This window comes from Thalassoglobus polymorphus (genome assembly GCF_007744255.1).
Taxonomy (GTDB): domain Bacteria; phylum Planctomycetota; class Planctomycetia; order Planctomycetales; family Planctomycetaceae; genus Thalassoglobus; species Thalassoglobus polymorphus.
This window is the reverse complement of sequence record NZ_CP036267.1, coordinates 4,343,690-4,358,572: the sequence shown is the minus strand read 5'-3', so window position 1 is coordinate 4,358,572 and position 14,883 is coordinate 4,343,690. Positions and strand designations below refer to the sequence as shown.

At 48.9% G+C, this 14,883-nt stretch carries 10 protein-coding genes; 4 read left to right on the top strand and 6 right to left on the bottom strand.

Going from position 1 to position 14,883, the window contains the following annotated elements; all coding sequences use genetic code 11:
- Positions 1–86 precede the first annotated feature (86 nt).
- The 3 genes from Mal48_RS15710 to Mal48_RS15700 all read left to right on the top strand — a co-directional run bounded on the left by Mal48_RS15710 (position 87) and on the right by Mal48_RS15700 (position 4,547).
- Positions 87–1,001 (top strand): CsgG/HfaB family protein, encoded by a 915-nt coding sequence (locus tag Mal48_RS15710; protein ID WP_197441746.1) that lies wholly within the window; start codon positions 87–89, stop codon positions 999–1,001.
- Between the two features lie 641 nt (positions 1,002–1,642).
- Complete coding sequence (locus Mal48_RS15705; protein ID WP_145201539.1) at positions 1,643–3,505, top strand: cation:proton antiporter; 1,863 nt, start codon at positions 1,643–1,645, stop codon at positions 3,503–3,505.
- A gap of 142 nt (positions 3,506–3,647) precedes the next feature.
- Positions 3,648–4,547 carry a foldase protein PrsA gene (locus Mal48_RS15700; RefSeq protein WP_145201536.1) on the top strand — a complete coding sequence of 300 codons (900 nt, stop codon included), beginning with the start codon at positions 3,648–3,650 and terminating at the stop codon, positions 4,545–4,547.
- Between the two features lies 1 nt (position 4,548).
- On the opposite strand, the gene Mal48_RS15695 is transcribed toward Mal48_RS15700, so the two are convergent.
- The 6 genes from Mal48_RS15695 to Mal48_RS15670 form a co-directional block, all read right to left on the bottom strand.
- Complete coding sequence (locus tag Mal48_RS15695) at positions 4,549–5,385, bottom strand: NHL repeat-containing protein (RefSeq protein WP_145201533.1); 837 nt, start codon at positions 5,383–5,385, stop codon at positions 4,549–4,551.
- A gap of 231 nt (positions 5,386–5,616) precedes the next feature.
- Positions 5,617–9,318: a CRTAC1 family protein gene (locus Mal48_RS15690; RefSeq protein ID WP_145201530.1), complete on the bottom strand. Its 3,702-nt coding sequence runs from the start codon at positions 9,316–9,318 to the stop codon at positions 5,617–5,619.
- A gap of 70 nt (positions 9,319–9,388) precedes the next feature.
- Positions 9,389–9,754: a hypothetical protein gene (locus tag Mal48_RS15685; protein WP_145201527.1), complete on the bottom strand. Its 366-nt coding sequence runs from the start codon at positions 9,752–9,754 to the stop codon at positions 9,389–9,391.
- Positions 9,751–11,205: a sulfatase family protein gene (locus Mal48_RS15680; protein ID WP_197441745.1), complete on the bottom strand. Its 1,455-nt coding sequence runs from the start codon at positions 11,203–11,205 to the stop codon at positions 9,751–9,753. Before Mal48_RS15680 ends, Mal48_RS15685 begins: the two co-directional genes overlap by 4 nt.
- A gap of 71 nt (positions 11,206–11,276) precedes the next feature.
- Entirely contained in the window at positions 11,277–11,957 is a 681-nt protein-coding gene (locus tag Mal48_RS15675) for a metallophosphoesterase family protein (RefSeq protein WP_145201524.1), read from the bottom strand.
- A gap of 17 nt (positions 11,958–11,974) precedes the next feature.
- Complete coding sequence (locus Mal48_RS15670) at positions 11,975–12,964, bottom strand: adenosine kinase (protein WP_145206266.1); 990 nt, start codon at positions 12,962–12,964, stop codon at positions 11,975–11,977.
- Between the two features lie 481 nt (positions 12,965–13,445).
- Here Mal48_RS15670 and Mal48_RS15665 point away from each other — a divergent pair, with 481 nt between their 5' ends.
- Positions 13,446–14,645, top strand: a complete 1,200-nt coding sequence (locus Mal48_RS15665) for an FHA domain-containing protein (RefSeq protein WP_145201520.1) — start codon at positions 13,446–13,448, stop codon at positions 14,643–14,645.
- Positions 14,646–14,883 lie beyond the last annotated feature (238 nt).

Genomic DNA, 14,883 nt, shown 5'->3' with positions numbered 1-14,883 from the left:
TTTGCATCTTACTCTGTTCCCTGACAGGCTGCGCTCATACCGCAGTTGTGACCTGTTTGGAACCTGCTGAAATTGACGTTGCTGGAATGAATCGCATTGCCGTCGCTGACTTCTCCGGTGAACAGGGTGAAGCCATCGCAGCTGTCCTTTCCAATCGGCTTTGGGAAAATCGATTCTACACGGTTGTCGACCGATCTGAACTCACTTCAGAAATTCAAACAGCAAGTTACTCCGAAGGGAGTTCGCTTCAGGGAGTCCTCGCTGCTGCCCACAAAGCCAATGTCGACGGTGTGATTGTGGGCAATATCATTGAATATCGATGTGATGATCTGGTCCTCGGTGCAACGGACATCGACGTGGACATTTTCAGTCAGGCAGATCCTGAGGGTAATTCGCCATCAGCGAACAGTGCAATCGACATTGACTTTAATCAGGTCGTAAGACGAGAGGGAAGCGTGACCATTGCGTTTCGACTCGTTGATGTTGAAACGGGTGAGATTCGAGCAGCCAAACAGGTTTCAAAAAATTATCAGGGTGAGCAGGTCAACGATCAGGGAGATCTTCCGACACAAGGAGAAGTGCTTCAGATGCTGACAGGCCAGTGCCTTGACGAAGTCGTTAAAATGCTGGCTCCTCACGAAACGGATTGTGAAATGAAATTCGCAAGTTGCGACTTCTGGACAAAAGGGTCCGCGTCTGTGAGGAAAGGTTTGAAGGCTGTCGAAAAAGGGGACTGGAACGGGGCAGAAGACCACTGGACTCAAGCCATTCAACAGAACCCAAAGAATCATGCGGCAATGTTTAACCTCTCCATTGCAGCTGCCCGAAAGCAAGAATATGACATCGCTGAGCAATACGTGCTCGATGCTTTGAAGTTGGAACACAAAACGTGCTACACAACCGGGCTTGAAAAAATCCGCGAACGCCGAACCGCTTGGACTCGGGCGATTGACCAGCGTGACGCTCGCGTCGTGACTGCCGCGGAATCTCTCTGGCAATAACTCTCTCTGGATGTTGAGCACTTGCTATTGCCGACGCCGTTCGACAGCTCCCTCTCCTTCGAGAAACCTGTCTTTCAAACATGCTACCGAAATGGATTGTGAGAAAAATACCACGATCGCATTTCGATAAAGATTCACGTGACCTGCCTCGTGACGAACAGCAAGTTTATGAAAGAAATGCTTTCTTCACGGGCACACGGTACAGCAAACTGCTCTCGTGGGCACAAGAGTGTGTTTATGTTTGTGAGGGAGGCGGTTGAGCAGTTGGCAGGTGATTTATTGAAATCGAAGAAATGCAACCCTGAAAAACGAGAGAATACTCATCATTTTGAATGTACCGGTCATTTGATCCAAGTTTTCGAGTTCCGAAAACAAGAGGGCGAAAATCATGCGAAATTATCGTGGTTTCGAAGTCTCTCTCTGTATTATCAATGCTGGTAAACCCTGTTTTTAACTTACTTTACGTGCATCTGGCAGTTTCAAAAAGTGAAGCGTCAGTTTAGGCTTTCTGCTAAACAAATCCTTCCGGATTCAGTACCCTGCGAGCCATTGAGTTCCTGATTTCAAAAGCGTCGAAGATGAATCGTAGAGAATCACACTGCCCTACACCGCCAATTTGAATAGAACCGAATAGAACGAACGTGCTTGAACATATTTTCGAAAAACATGCCGCACTCATCGCACTGACCAGTATCTTCGTCTTCGGAACGGGAGCGCAATGGCTCTCATGGCGGATTCGACTTCCATCGATTTTATTACTGTTGGGAGCAGGTTTCCTCGCTGGGCCAGTCTTTCATCTGGTGAATCCAGACGAGCTTCTTGGAGAGACTCTCTTTCCATTTGTCTCGATGAGCGTCGCCATCATTCTGTTCGAGGGGAGTCTCTCACTCAAGCTTTCAGACCTGAAGGAGATCGGCTCTGTTCTCAGCTACTTACTGACAATTGGTGTGCTGGTCACCTGGATACTCGGTGCATTGGGCGCCTACATCATCCTTGGGTTTACAGGGCCGAATTCTGTTCTTCTTGGTGCGATTCTCGTCGTGACCGGCCCAACTGTGATTGGCCCCATTCTTCGTCAAATTCGACCGATCGGACAGGTCGGTGCCATCGCACGTTGGGAAGGGATCGTCATCGATCCGATCGGCGCTGTACTTGCGGTTCTGGTTTTCGAAGCACACCGTGCGTTTCTTGATACCGGAGTCAACGAAGGAACAATGATCGCCTTAGAGAATTTGTTCTGGACGATTCTTTATGGCGGTGGTTCTGGAGCACTGGCAGCCTTGTTGTTAATCTTCTTCCTGAAGCGACATGCAATTCCGGATCATCTGGAAGCATTGGTCACCATGTTGTTCGTCCTGCTTTCGTTTGCCGTTTCAAACATTTTACAAGAAGAATCGGGGCTTGTCGCCGTCACGCTGATGGGAGTGATGATGGCCAACTCAGGGGTGACTCTCAAACATATTATCGAGTTCAAGGAGAGCTTGAGTCTACTGCTGATTTCCGGGTTGTTCATTTTGCTGGCAGCACGTGTGCCAATCAGTTCCTTTGCAGAACTCGGCTGGCGAGGGCCAGCTTTTGTCGTCTTCATGATTATTCTTGTACGGCCTGCAGCGATTTTCATTTCGACATGGAATTCGAATCTGACGAACAAAGAAAAGCTGTTTTTGAGTTGGCTCGCACCACGTGGAATCGTCGCTGCGGCCGTTGCCTCGGTTTTCGCCATTCACCTTGGTCCCGATGGAAAGGGGCTCGTGCCCGCCACATTTTTATTGATCGTCGGAACCGTCGTCGTTTACGGGCTCACTGCGTTTCCATTGGCGCGCTACCTCGGCTTGGCTTCATCTGATCCACAAGGAGTGCTGATTCTGGGAGCGAATGAACTCGCAAGAGCGATTGGCCATGCCATCAAGGAAGCGAATTACCCAGTGATGCTCGTCGACACCAATCGCTGGAATATTTCGACAGCCAGAATGGAGGGCTTGCGAACTTCCAGCAAAGATATCCTCAATGAAAATGCGGTCAACGAACTTGATCTCGGCGGGATTGGACGACTCATCGCTTTGACTCAGAACGATGAAGTCAACTCGATGGGCGCAATGCAATTCTCAGGACTTTTTGGGCGAGCAAATGTTTTTCAGCTGACTCCTTGGCGGCGCGCTGAAAAACAAGAGAACTCGACATCTTACCTGCGAGCAAGATTTCTTTTTGGTGACGAGTTCAGCTATCAACGACTGAGTGACAGAATCGATTCCGGAGCGGTGATCAAGGTGACGAAGCTGACTCCTGAGTTCACATTTGAAAACTTCCAGGAAGCTTACGGTGGCACAGCGGTCCCGCTTTTCATCTCGCAGAATCGAAAGTTGACAGTACTTGATACAGAACAACACTCCCCAAAGGCTGGTCAAACGGTCATTGCACTTGTCGACGAACCGGAAGGTCACCTCCAGGACCAGCCCAACGGAATAAATGAGACAACGTCCGCCCCAGTCGAAGGTTCAATTTAAAGCCTTTTGAGGCTGCTATAAAAATACTTGACCAGACTGATGTTGATTCGGTTCCTGAAAACCGCCTTTCATCAGGGAAACGCTGTACACACGAGACAGAACGCGTACATGATTTCCCAAAATGCTCTAGCACGAGGCAGCAATGCGTATCTGGACATCTTGTTTGTTACTCAGTCTACTCACCGTGAGTGCCCACTCTGCTGAACCCAGCAATCTTGCAGACGAAATCGTCGCAACTGTGAACTCTCGCAAGATCACGGGAAAAGATTTGCAGATTGAGTTCTTCCAAAAACAATTGGCTGCGACTCCAACGCCGCAGTCTCAAGATCAACTGATTGAGCAACTGATTGATCGCGAACTGATCAAGCAGTTCTTAAAGAAACGAAACGTGACTGCAGAACAGGTCTTGATCGACGAACGAATGAACGCAATTCGAAAACTCGTTGAAAGCAAAGGCGACGACCTCGAAAAAGTGCTGGGCTCACTTGGGCTTCAGGAAGACTCACTCGTTGACATGATTGCTCTCCAACTCGCCTGGAATGCTCACGTCACGCGGACTCTCACGGAAAAACGAATTCAAGAATTTTGGAAGACAAACAAGACTCACTTTGATGGTACGGAAATCAAGGCATCACAAATTTTCAAACGGACTCCAACTGGCACAAGTGATGAGGAAAACTTCAAGCAACTTAAAACACTCCGCGAAGAAATTGTGGCTCAAAAGTTGACTTTTGCAGAGGCTGCAAAGATGCATTCCGACAGTCCCTCTGGGGCCAAGGGGGGAGACTTGGGGACCTTTGAGTATTACGGTCGCGTTGCAGAGCCGATTGCTGCAGTGGCGTTTGAAACTCAACCGGGGAAAATCAGTGAACCATTTCGAAGTCCCTTTGGGCTTCATATCGTGAAGGTTCATGAACGCAATGACGGAGACCTCAGTCTCGAAGATGCTCGTGCACAGGTTGTGAAAGCTCTCTCCAAAACGCTTTGGGATGAGCAAGTTGCACGTGAACGAAAGAATGCACGCATTCAAATTTCCAATTGAATCAATTCGATCCAGTCTGGGAGAGGAGTGGCGAAACTTTGCCTTCTTTGTCGATCACGAAGATCTGTCTGGCATGCGGGTCGGCAACTAGAAAACCCTCTTTGTATCGGCATAACCCAACAGGTTTTTGCATCGGTGCCCCGGAGACGTACGCCTCCGGCTTGGCTCCCGGAGAGAGTTCTGCTTTCCAGATTGTGTTCGCATAATTGTCAGCGATGTAAATATTTTCCCCCGCAATCACGCAGTGATGTGTCATTTGAAACGGGCGCCCAGTAATCAGTTTTTCAATCTCTCCCTGTTGACTGATCTTCCGAACCGGATCTTGGAGCGTGGTCACGCAGATGAGCTCTCCACTTTCATTTTTCGCCAATCCTCTCACTGCAGCGATGACGGCGACTTCTTCAGGTTTTCCACCAGTTTTTGGAAATGTCCAGATGCGTTGAGTTTCCAAATCGGAAACGATGAGGTGATCTCCATCAATCAACAGGTCCGCTGCAATTCCAATGTGCCCCTGTGTAAGAGGGAGTGGCTTTCGATCTTCTGAAAACGAATAGACCTCGCGTGTGGCCGAATCGCCTGCATACACGGTTCCATCGTCATCAACTACTACACAGCGAATAGCGTTGAGCGGTGTCCGAAATGTTTTCGAGCCTTTGAAGAAGATTTCCAGTTTCCCGTCAACGACTTTCCAGATCCCTGGCAACTTGCGATCAGCGATGTAGATAGAGTCCTCCGGGCCGACTGCCACATCCAGCGGGTACACCAACTGATCTTGCGCAATGCCAAGAGAAGCGATGCTGGAAGCAAACATGAACGCAATAATGTTTCGAGAGAACATGAAGTACTCACTGGATAAAAAACGTGAAGTTTTGATTTTCCGTACCGATGTGAAAGACTCTGGAGTACGGAGTTCCCGATGAGCAAAAGTGGCCAATTGACAATTGCCGGATTAGACTCGAAAACCGCGAAGACAGACTTAAGTCCTTGTTGCCGTTCTCCCATTGTTGGTCCGTCGATCCAGACGAAACAATGGTCCAGTTGGACATATCGCTGAGCTCTTGCCAGTCGTTTACTTTGATCGAATCGGTTCGGAGGATTTTAGCTCATCAAGTGAAGATCGGCGAAGGACTGACCAAAAATCTTCGGTAGGCAATTCACGGGTCTGGTAGGTTTCCAGATATTCTTGAGGATGAGGGGCCACCTGAATGTGATCGTAAGGGTACGACTCCATCCCGACAAATGGGAGCGGCCCTACCGTTTCTCCCGTGACCGTATGCAAGTTTGCATCTTTGTCCCAACCGACATTATGAAGGATAAAATCTCGTTTCCATCCCGGTCGAAGTGGTTGCTCTGGAAGATCGAATTCCATGATCATTTCATCTCCTGCACCAATGACCAGAAGCTTGTGATCCGTCTCTTCAATCAACTCACGAACATCGCCATAACGGGTTAACTTTCCGTCAATAGCAGCCCAGGGGGTCACCTGAATCGTTTCATTGTAAAGGAATTTCTCGGGTGCGTTGTTGGGACCAAATGCGATTCCGGAAACTCCGCGGTAGTGTAATTCTGCGGAGGTACAGGTGAGCGTTTGGCTGACATACTCGTCAGTCAACGATTCTGTCGAAAAGAAAATTCTGTCCCAGTAAAGTTCCATACTGGTCGCAAGACGAATTCGATAATCGTCTGTGAGAAATGCCTCGGTCAGATCGATGGCAATTGTCTTTGTCTTTCCGCCGGGAAATCCACAATAAGGAATCGTTTCAACAAACTCACCACTTTCATTCGGGGCAAGGATTGAAGGCGGAGCCGGACCTCGTAACTGTGAGTTTTCATGAATCGCAACATTCAATCCGGTGTCAGTTGGACGTACCCAACCGGTAAGGAAAAGCGTCAGTTGCTCCGGTTTCTCGGTCAGCCCAAAATCGATTTCGATGAACGAGTCATCGGTGTAGCCCTGCATCAATCTCTTCTCGAACGGTTTGGCATAGTGGCCATCTTGCTGACGAATCTCAGCCATCAGGTCTCTACCAACGTGGTTGACCACGGAAGCAGGGAGACGTTCATTCCGAACCTGGTGCAGTTTGTATTCAGAGATTGATCCCGGTCCGACTTTCTCGTTTGAATAGATATTGATCTCTTCGGGATGATCAATCGCGATCAGTTTGACTTGATCGAAATAGGCGATTTCCCAGAGCTCTTCGGTGATTCGGATTTTGTATTTGCCATCTTGTTCGGCAAGCATCTCACCGGAGATTTTCAGATATTCCCATGGCCGTGCAGGAACAAGTTCGCCAGCTGGGTTCTGTAACCCAATCGGAGAGGCCCACAATAGATCTGTGACGAAAACGAATTCCTCTCCATTCCATGTATACAGGTACGGGCACGAACCGGAGAGTTTTTGAACTTCTGAGACCAGTTGATTCGCAGCTGGCTGAATCACATTTTGTGGAATTCCGTTGGTCCATAAAATGCGGACTGCATCTGCTTGAGGATTTGAGCCAATTCCGAACTTCGTTTGAGGTGATCGGACAATTTGCTTTTGGAACTGTGCTCCAACTCGAAGTTCCAGGGTGCTTCCAATTCCAAAATGATTGATTCGCTGGCTACTCGAACCGCTTTCGTTCTCCACGTGGGCAGCGAGTAGTGAAACATCAATCCAATTATTTTTATTCCCACCGTTGTTGGTGAAAAGATGCACCTTACCCTCGGAGAGCAGGACGAGATCATCGTCTCCATCCTGGTCAAGATCTCCTTTGCGGACTTGACGTAGCGATTCCGGTTTTTCGGTGAGAACATCATTGGCGTTCAGATACTTCATGGCTGCGGTGCCTCGCAGCAACTCCATCCCCTGTGATGAGACAGAGATGAGATCTCTGAATCCGTCATTGTCGAAATCGAGATCGAGCAGAGATTCCGTGGGGTTCTCTGAAAGTGTTTCTGACTTCGTGAACTGAACGTTGCCGGTTTGCGGAACACGTGTGTAGAAGATTTCGATCCCCTCTGTTCCACCGACAAGGATGTCCCAGGAACCGTTCCGGTCGGCATCGACAAGTTCTAGAGACTTCCCTTGTCCAAGGCTGAATTTTTGCCCGAACGGCTTCCAGTGAAACGTTCCGTGTCTGAAGTTTTCCAGAATTCCCAATGAGCCGTCGCTCAGCAAGACGAGAATGTCTGTGTCGATATCGCGGTCCCAGTCGACCGCCAGACAGTCCACCACCTCGATCTCTGTTGCATTTTCGTCCAGTTGAATCTTCTTGAATTCAAAATTCCCCTGATTGTTCCAGCACGACAACTTTCCATTCGCAATGACTGCCAAATCAAGATCTCCATCATTATTGAGATCTGACGCGACGACATGAGTCACATCCTTCAGCTCGTTCAATTCTGTTGACGCGGGCATTGCCTCAAGTTTGATCTCCCGAGTTTCAGGAGCTAGAGAGGTCTTGAATAACTGAACTCCCTCCGCACCGAAGAAGATGACATCTTGCAACGAACTCTGGCTCGCTGCACTGTTTTCAGCCTCAGCCTTTGTCCCGGTCTTTGCCTCAGCCTTTGCTGTCTCGGTTAACTCATAATCAAGATCCGCCACAATGAAATGTGACGGCTTTGTGTCGAGAGTGACCGAGAATTGTTCCACCCAAGACTCGCTCGGGGATGTCTTTGCATGTCCACGAAAAGTTGTCCCGCTGAGAGTCAGTATCTCCAGTTGGCCATTCAGATTCAAATCGACAATTTGCAAGTCTTGAACGGCATCGCTGATGTCGACTTGTTCAGCTGCGGATTCAAATTTCACTTCAATGTGGTCGTGGCTGACATTTTGCAAGACTTCCGATAGCCGTTCTTCGACCACTTTCGTGAAGTCAATTTGAATGAACTCTAAAGCGTTTTCGTCAAGTTCATTCAAGTCGTTTTTCGAAACAGCGTCCGCTGTCACAATATTTTTAATCGGCATTAAGCTCGATTTTGCAGCTGCGGAATTTCCAGACTCTAAACTTGCTTTCGCTTTTTCAAGAAAGGTCAGCACATTGTATCGCGATCGTTTTTCGATTCCCGGCGCAAGTGGAGTCAATAATGTTTCGAGCTCTGTGATCAGTTCAGCCAATGGGGGATCATCACTTTGGGCGGTTGTGATGACCCACTGCATTGTCGCGAAAACATTTTCGGGAACGAGTTCATGCAAACGGGTCAGAGCCTCTCGACCTGATTTTTGAACGGCGTCATCTCGGCTGGATTGAGAGACTCGATAGATTTCGTACCAAATCGTTGGATCATCGGGAGTCAGTTTTGCAGCTTCCGATAGAAGCTCAATTGCTTTCACTGGTTGAAGCTGCTTCTCATAAACTCTCGCTTCCAAGCGATAGCTGGCCGGGTCGTCGGGATGGAGTTGGCGTAACTGTTGAATCGATTCTATCGCACGTTTTTGCGACGAATCCGACGTTTCCTTCCCAGCACTCGCATCGAGACCGATGAAGAAAGAGGTCTCTGCAATTGCAAGGTTTTGAATCGCCAATGCGCTCTCTGGAAACGTTTTTAGAATTTTGCGAAAGCGTCCTGCGCTCTCTAGCCATTGGTGGTTTTCCAGTTCTGCGATTCCAAGATTTCGTGACTCTGCTAATGCGAGTAACTCTTCATCAGTCAACTTGGAAAGGTCGGTCACCTCGGGTGAGTCATTTCCAGGAGGAGCATTTTTGACCGGAACAAGGAACCAATAGCCGAGCAAGCCGATGATAATCAGCAATAGAACGGCAATGAGAATCGAATAAAACTTCACAACGACCTCGAAAAAAACAATTCAATAAATCAATACGAGATGCAAACTGGCATTCTGAAACCTGTCCTTTTTACTCGGGCCTGGCAATCATTTTTTGGATTGTCTGCGCAACTTGCTTTGCGTTTGTTCCGACCGGAATGACAGATTTGACACCGATCTCGCGCAGTAGACACTCGAAGTCAAAATCATCTTTGGGGCAAGTTACCATGAGTTGCAGCTGACAGGCAAAGTTTGCGAGCTGGGTGAGAGATTGCGAGTCAACTTGACTGAAATCGACTATGGCAATTTCATATGAATGCCGACTGAGGTGACTCAGTAAATCGTCGACATACGGAAACCACCGAAATGTGATTTCTCGATCGGTCGCGAACTCTCGTTCGAGACTCGCTGTGAGAAACGATTTCTTTTCACAAACTGCGATCGTCCGAGTGCTCACTTCTTTTTGTTCTTTTTTTGTTCTTGCTGTTTGGCTCTGAGGTACTTTACTGTCGGGATATTTTCGAGAGAGTATTCTCCACCAAGTTGATCGCGAAGTTCATCACAACGGTCCTGCATCATTTTTAATGTTTCCGCATACTGAGGATCAGTCGCCAGGTTCTTCAGCTGAAGCGGGTCCGTTTCGAGATCGTGCAGGAATTCACCTTCAGGGAGATTTTCAAAATACCGAGCATAGACGTATCGGCTTCCGCGAACTCCTTCATACTTCGGTATATCGAAGCGGTCCATCAGATGTTCACAAAAGTAATCGTCCCGCCAGCCATCGAAGGCCGTCCCTTCCACGAGTCCTGAAAGGTCGCTCCCTTGGTAGCTCTGTGGCGTGTTTGCCTTTGCATAGTGAGTGATGGTTGCAGGAACGTCCACGTTTAAGACCATTTCATCGCGAACCTGTCCTCGCGCACGAGTCGGAACGCGAGGATCATGAATGACTAACGGAACACGAAGTGATTCTTCGAAGTGGCTCCACTTGCCCGCGAACCCTCGCGAACCTTTGTAATATCCGTTGTCCCCCATGAAGATCACAACGGTATTCTTTCCGAAGCCCTGTTTCTCCACGACTTCCAGAACCCGACCGATGTTCCGATCCAGGCCGGTGATCATGCGATAGTAAGCTTTGACATTATGCTGATACTTCTCAGGCGTGTCCCATCTCCAGAACCAGCGATCCCGGTGCATCGCTGTGTGGAAGAATGACGGAAGCTGTTTCCAGAAGTTAATGTCGACCTTCGGAGCTGGAATGGTGACATCTTCATAAAGGCCATCTTCTTCAGGTGGCCATGGGTAATGATCTTTCTTGTCACTGTCTTCAGCATGAGCCGCGTTGAAGCTGACCGACAAACAAAACGGTTGATCTGCGTCACAGCTGCGAATGAATTCAATCGCCTTGTCACCAGTGATGTTCGTCAGATGACGTTTCGTTCCGTCGGGCTGTTTCTTGAAGTACGGATTTCGGTTCAGTGGAACGAATGAGTCGAACATTTCTTCGGTCATTCCCTTCGCGACACCCACCCCAAACTTCCCAACAAACCCAGTTCGGTATCCCGCCTGCTTCAGGACAACCGGATAGGTGTTGCGGACTATCTCATCAGCAATCGGAGGTGTCCCGAATGTGTACTTGTGCGAGCGTTCCCAGAGACCGGTTAAGATTGTTGCTCGACTGGCTGCACAAATGGATGTTGTCACGAAAGCATTTTCGAAACGGGTTCCTTGAGCTGCAAGTTGGTCGATATTTGGGGTTTTGAGAATCGGATGTCCTGCACAGCCCAGCAAGTCGGCACGTTGATCATCCGAGAGAAAGAAGATGATGTTCGGCCGCTCGGCAGCTTCGGCGAAGAGGCAGGACACCTGAGCAAGTGAAACTAGAACGAAAGAGACAATTTTCAAATTCATTGACGTAGTTCCTCGTTGTTCGCTCACTTGAGCGATTCACAATCCTGTTTATCGGGAGTGTTGACTTTGCCTTAAACTTCCAGCCAGTCAGATCGATGTTTTCGCTTTTGATTCGCTTGCCAATACTGACCTGATTCTACCTCCAGACAGGTCAGCCAGCCATCTCCATAGACCCAAGTATCAATACAAACAGCATGTTGTCGATTTGCGGGAAGACCACTCCTTTGAGCAGTATGACCACAGATTACTTTTTTCCCCGATTTATGCGGTCTGATTAAATCGAAACGCTCCCAGTAGAGCGCAGACTCATCCTGATCGTCGAGTGCTGCGTCTTCGTAAACGTAAGCATGCACGAAGATGTGAGTCTCCGTTTCGTGATAAGGTCTCAGGTCGTACTTGATGAAGTCGAGATGCTGAGGAGAAATGTCTTTAATATTGGGGATTCGTCGCTGGCTTGTTTGCTGGTACGACGTGAGCGTTTCCGATCCGCCACAAGCCAACCAGTGTTCGGGGTTCATTTGTGCTTTCGATGCCGCAAGCATCATCAGTTCATGATTCCCGCGCAGGGCGATGAATCGTTCGTTCGCAGATTGATTCATCACCCAATCGAGAACGCGAGCAGATTCTGGACCTCGATCAACATAATCCCCCAAGGTGATGACGAGATCATCTTCCTGAATGGGAACCTGCTCCAGCAAAGTTTCCAGTGCAGTCCAACATCCGTGAATATCACCGATGGCAAACGTCGCCATGCCTGGGGGCCCTTTTGTTATGCTTCAGCGATGATTTTTTGAAGTTCCTCTGCCGAGAACGACTCGCTGAACCTCGCACCTAATTGAGAAACAATCTGTCCAGCAGCATGTGAGGCAAGATGCCCCGACTGCTTCCAGGTGAGTCCATTCGTGATGCCATAGAGAATTCCGGCGGCATACATGTCGCCAGCTCCTGTGGTATCTTTCGCGTCAACCGTGACGCCTTCAATCGCAATGGTCTCGCCGTTGTGCATGAGCAATGATCCATTAGGACCAAGCGTCAACGCGACGTTTTCGGCGTGTTGGTGCATCACATGTGCACAATCAATCGAATCATGTTTGCCTGTGAGAGCGCGGGCTTCTTCGAGATTGCAGAAAACAAGATCAACGGAATTCTTAATGAGTTCCCAGAATTCGTCTTTGTGGTATTGGATCAGAAACGGGTCGCTCACTGTGAAAGCAACCTTGACGTTGTTCTTTTTGGCCAGTTCAATCGCACGAAGCGCCGCTGAGCGCGTTGGCTCTTGCGTAAAGAGATATCCTTCGATGTAAACGTACTTCGATTGGCGAATCACTTCCTCTTCGACATCATCCGGCCCGAGGGATGTGGAGGCTCCCAGACAGGTGAGCATCGTCCGCTCTGCGTCATCGGTGATTAAAATGACACACGTTCCGGTTTGACCGCTACCAGATTCAATATTGATAGCAACACCACGCTCACGAAGATCGCTCAGATAGAAGTCTCCGATTGAATCATGGGCAACCTTGCAACTGTAAGCAGCCTGGCCTCCAAAGTCGGCAACCCCCATCATCGTATTGGCTGCCGAGCCTCCAGCGCACTGCGAGACATCGCTTTCCGAAATCTCAGCGAGAACTTCGGTTTGGACTTCTTCATCGACGAGAGTCATGATGCCTTTTTGAAAATCCAGTTTCTTCAGCGTTTCATCAGAGACATTGACCTGAATATCAACGAGCGCGTTTCCAACGCCATAAACATCGTACTTCACTATGTTACCTGCAGCTTCCTGTTGAGAATCAATTTCGAAAGTCATAGTGTGCCAGTGTAGTTGGTTCACGTTCAAAGCGAAAAGGGACAAGTCGCACTGATCGGTGAGTTCATTTGAAAGAGCTGATTTCCGTGAGTGTCATTCTGGCGTGCCGATCCGGGAGTTCTCTTGCATTACCCTTGCACAGTCCTTGCACAGTCCTTGCACAGTCATTGTGGATTCATGGCTGAAAGCTCGCCGCAATTGCCAAGAACAGATTCTTTTTGTGACATTTTGTGACATAGGGGCTTCGAGGTGAGGAAATGAGGGGACTTTGTCAAATTCCAGATGCCCATTGCAAAATCATCAAATCACTCATTTCCTGTTGATTCAATGTGTCAACATTGACGACGAAAAATAAACTTGCCATGATAGATCCTCACATCAGTTATTCGCATTCCCTTATTCCAGTTCATTCATTCGAAGCGGGCAAGAATCCCGGATGAATCACGGCTACCCTGCGGTAATGGACGAACAATTCATCAACATGTTGCAGTACGCAGCTGCTGTGCCAGCTCCATTGCGTATTGAAGTCACCAAGTTGGGGCAAGAAACTGGTTCGAAAGAGGCGGGGCCAGAGGAAATAGACCTCGGAGAGCGAAACACCGAGACGATCGAACTGGCCAAGCCGTTCGTGGTGATTGGACGGCATCCCAATAGCGATATTGTGGTTAACGATCCTGCCGTCTCGACTCGACATGTATATCTTCAAGCGATTGGGCCACGAATCGCAGCTCTCGATTTATGTAGCCGTTCCGGGACTGAATTTCAGGGTGCGGAGTTTTCAGGATGGCTGTCGCATGAGCATACCATCAAAATTCCCGGTGCCGAGTTTAAGCTTTGCGATCCCTTTTGGGTCAACGACACCTCTTTGAAGCCGCCGACAGAGTTCCGCCCCAGAGATGAACAACGAGAGGAATACGGAACGCTTCCTAAAGTTGAATTGGAACTGCTGAACACATCTTCGCAAGGGAAGCGGTGGCCGATTAATCGTGTCATCACGCTGATTGGACGGGACGAGCGTTGCCGGATTGCGGTGATCGATTCAAAGATCTCTCGTGTTCATTGTTCGTTACTCCTTTTGCCTTCTGGGCTGTGGGTCATCGATCTCACGGGGAAAGAAGGCGTCTCTGTAAACGGACAGCACTGCAATTGTGCGATGTTGGCCGAAGGGACCGAGTTTCAACTTGGTCCGTATCAACTTGCTGCCAGATATCCCGAAATTCCAGCACAAACGTATCCCCCGGCAGATTATGAGGAACGGCCAGAGAACGATTTTCTGACGCAGCACAACCGAATCTTCCAGACCCAAATTTTTGGGGATACGATTGTGGTGCTGCCACTTGGTGATTCGCAGGCGTTCTTCTATCAAGACATCCGCCTTGAGACGAATCGCGTGGTCGATGTGATCAACAAACGCCATGTTAAAAACATTGTGATCGACTTCAGCAAAGCTGCCACAGTGGGCCACATACTTGTGGAATCGCTTTACTCGTTCTGTCGAGCCGTCCCAGGCAAGGCCGCTGTTTGTGCGTGTACTGTTGCAACTTACGAGATGCTTCAGGCTTCGAAATTCTTTCACATCTGGCCACACTACCAGACCCGCCAGGATGCCCTGCAAGCTGTCTCGATTCCCGATTAATTCGATCGAGCCCGACCGGTTTCTGAGATAGCGATTGAATGAAAGCGGTGATTGTCGGTCATTGCTTGCCACGGTATCGATCACGAAGCCACGAAGAGCATCTTTCGAATTGGTGTTCAGGTTCTGTCGCGTGGCATTAGCGAATGGGCTTGTGGAAATGTACTTCGCGGACACGACAAGCATTGAAGCTGCTCAACCGAACAATCTGGATGAGTTCTGCGAAACCGACAAATGCACC

What these genes read in the sequence shown, in the direction of transcription:
- Mal48_RS15710 (WP_197441746.1), top strand. Translation starts at nt 87, where the DNA reads ATGAATCGCATTGCCGTCGCTGACTTCTCCGGTGAACAGGGTGAAGCC.
- Mal48_RS15700 (WP_145201536.1), top strand. Translation starts at nt 3,648, where the DNA reads ATGCGTATCTGGACATCTTGTTTGTTACTCAGTCTACTCACCGTGAGT.
- Mal48_RS15695 (WP_145201533.1), bottom strand. Translation starts at nt 5,385, where the DNA reads ATGTTCTCTCGAAACATTATTGCGTTCATGTTTGCTTCCAGCATCGCT.
- Mal48_RS15680 (WP_197441745.1), bottom strand. Translation starts at nt 11,205, where the DNA reads ATGAATTTGAAAATTGTCTCTTTCGTTCTAGTTTCACTTGCTCAGGTG.
- Mal48_RS15675 (WP_145201524.1), bottom strand. Translation starts at nt 11,957, where the DNA reads ATGGCGACGTTTGCCATCGGTGATATTCACGGATGTTGGACTGCACTG.
- Mal48_RS15665 (WP_145201520.1), top strand. Translation starts at nt 13,446, where the DNA reads ATGAATCACGGCTACCCTGCGGTAATGGACGAACAATTCATCAACATG.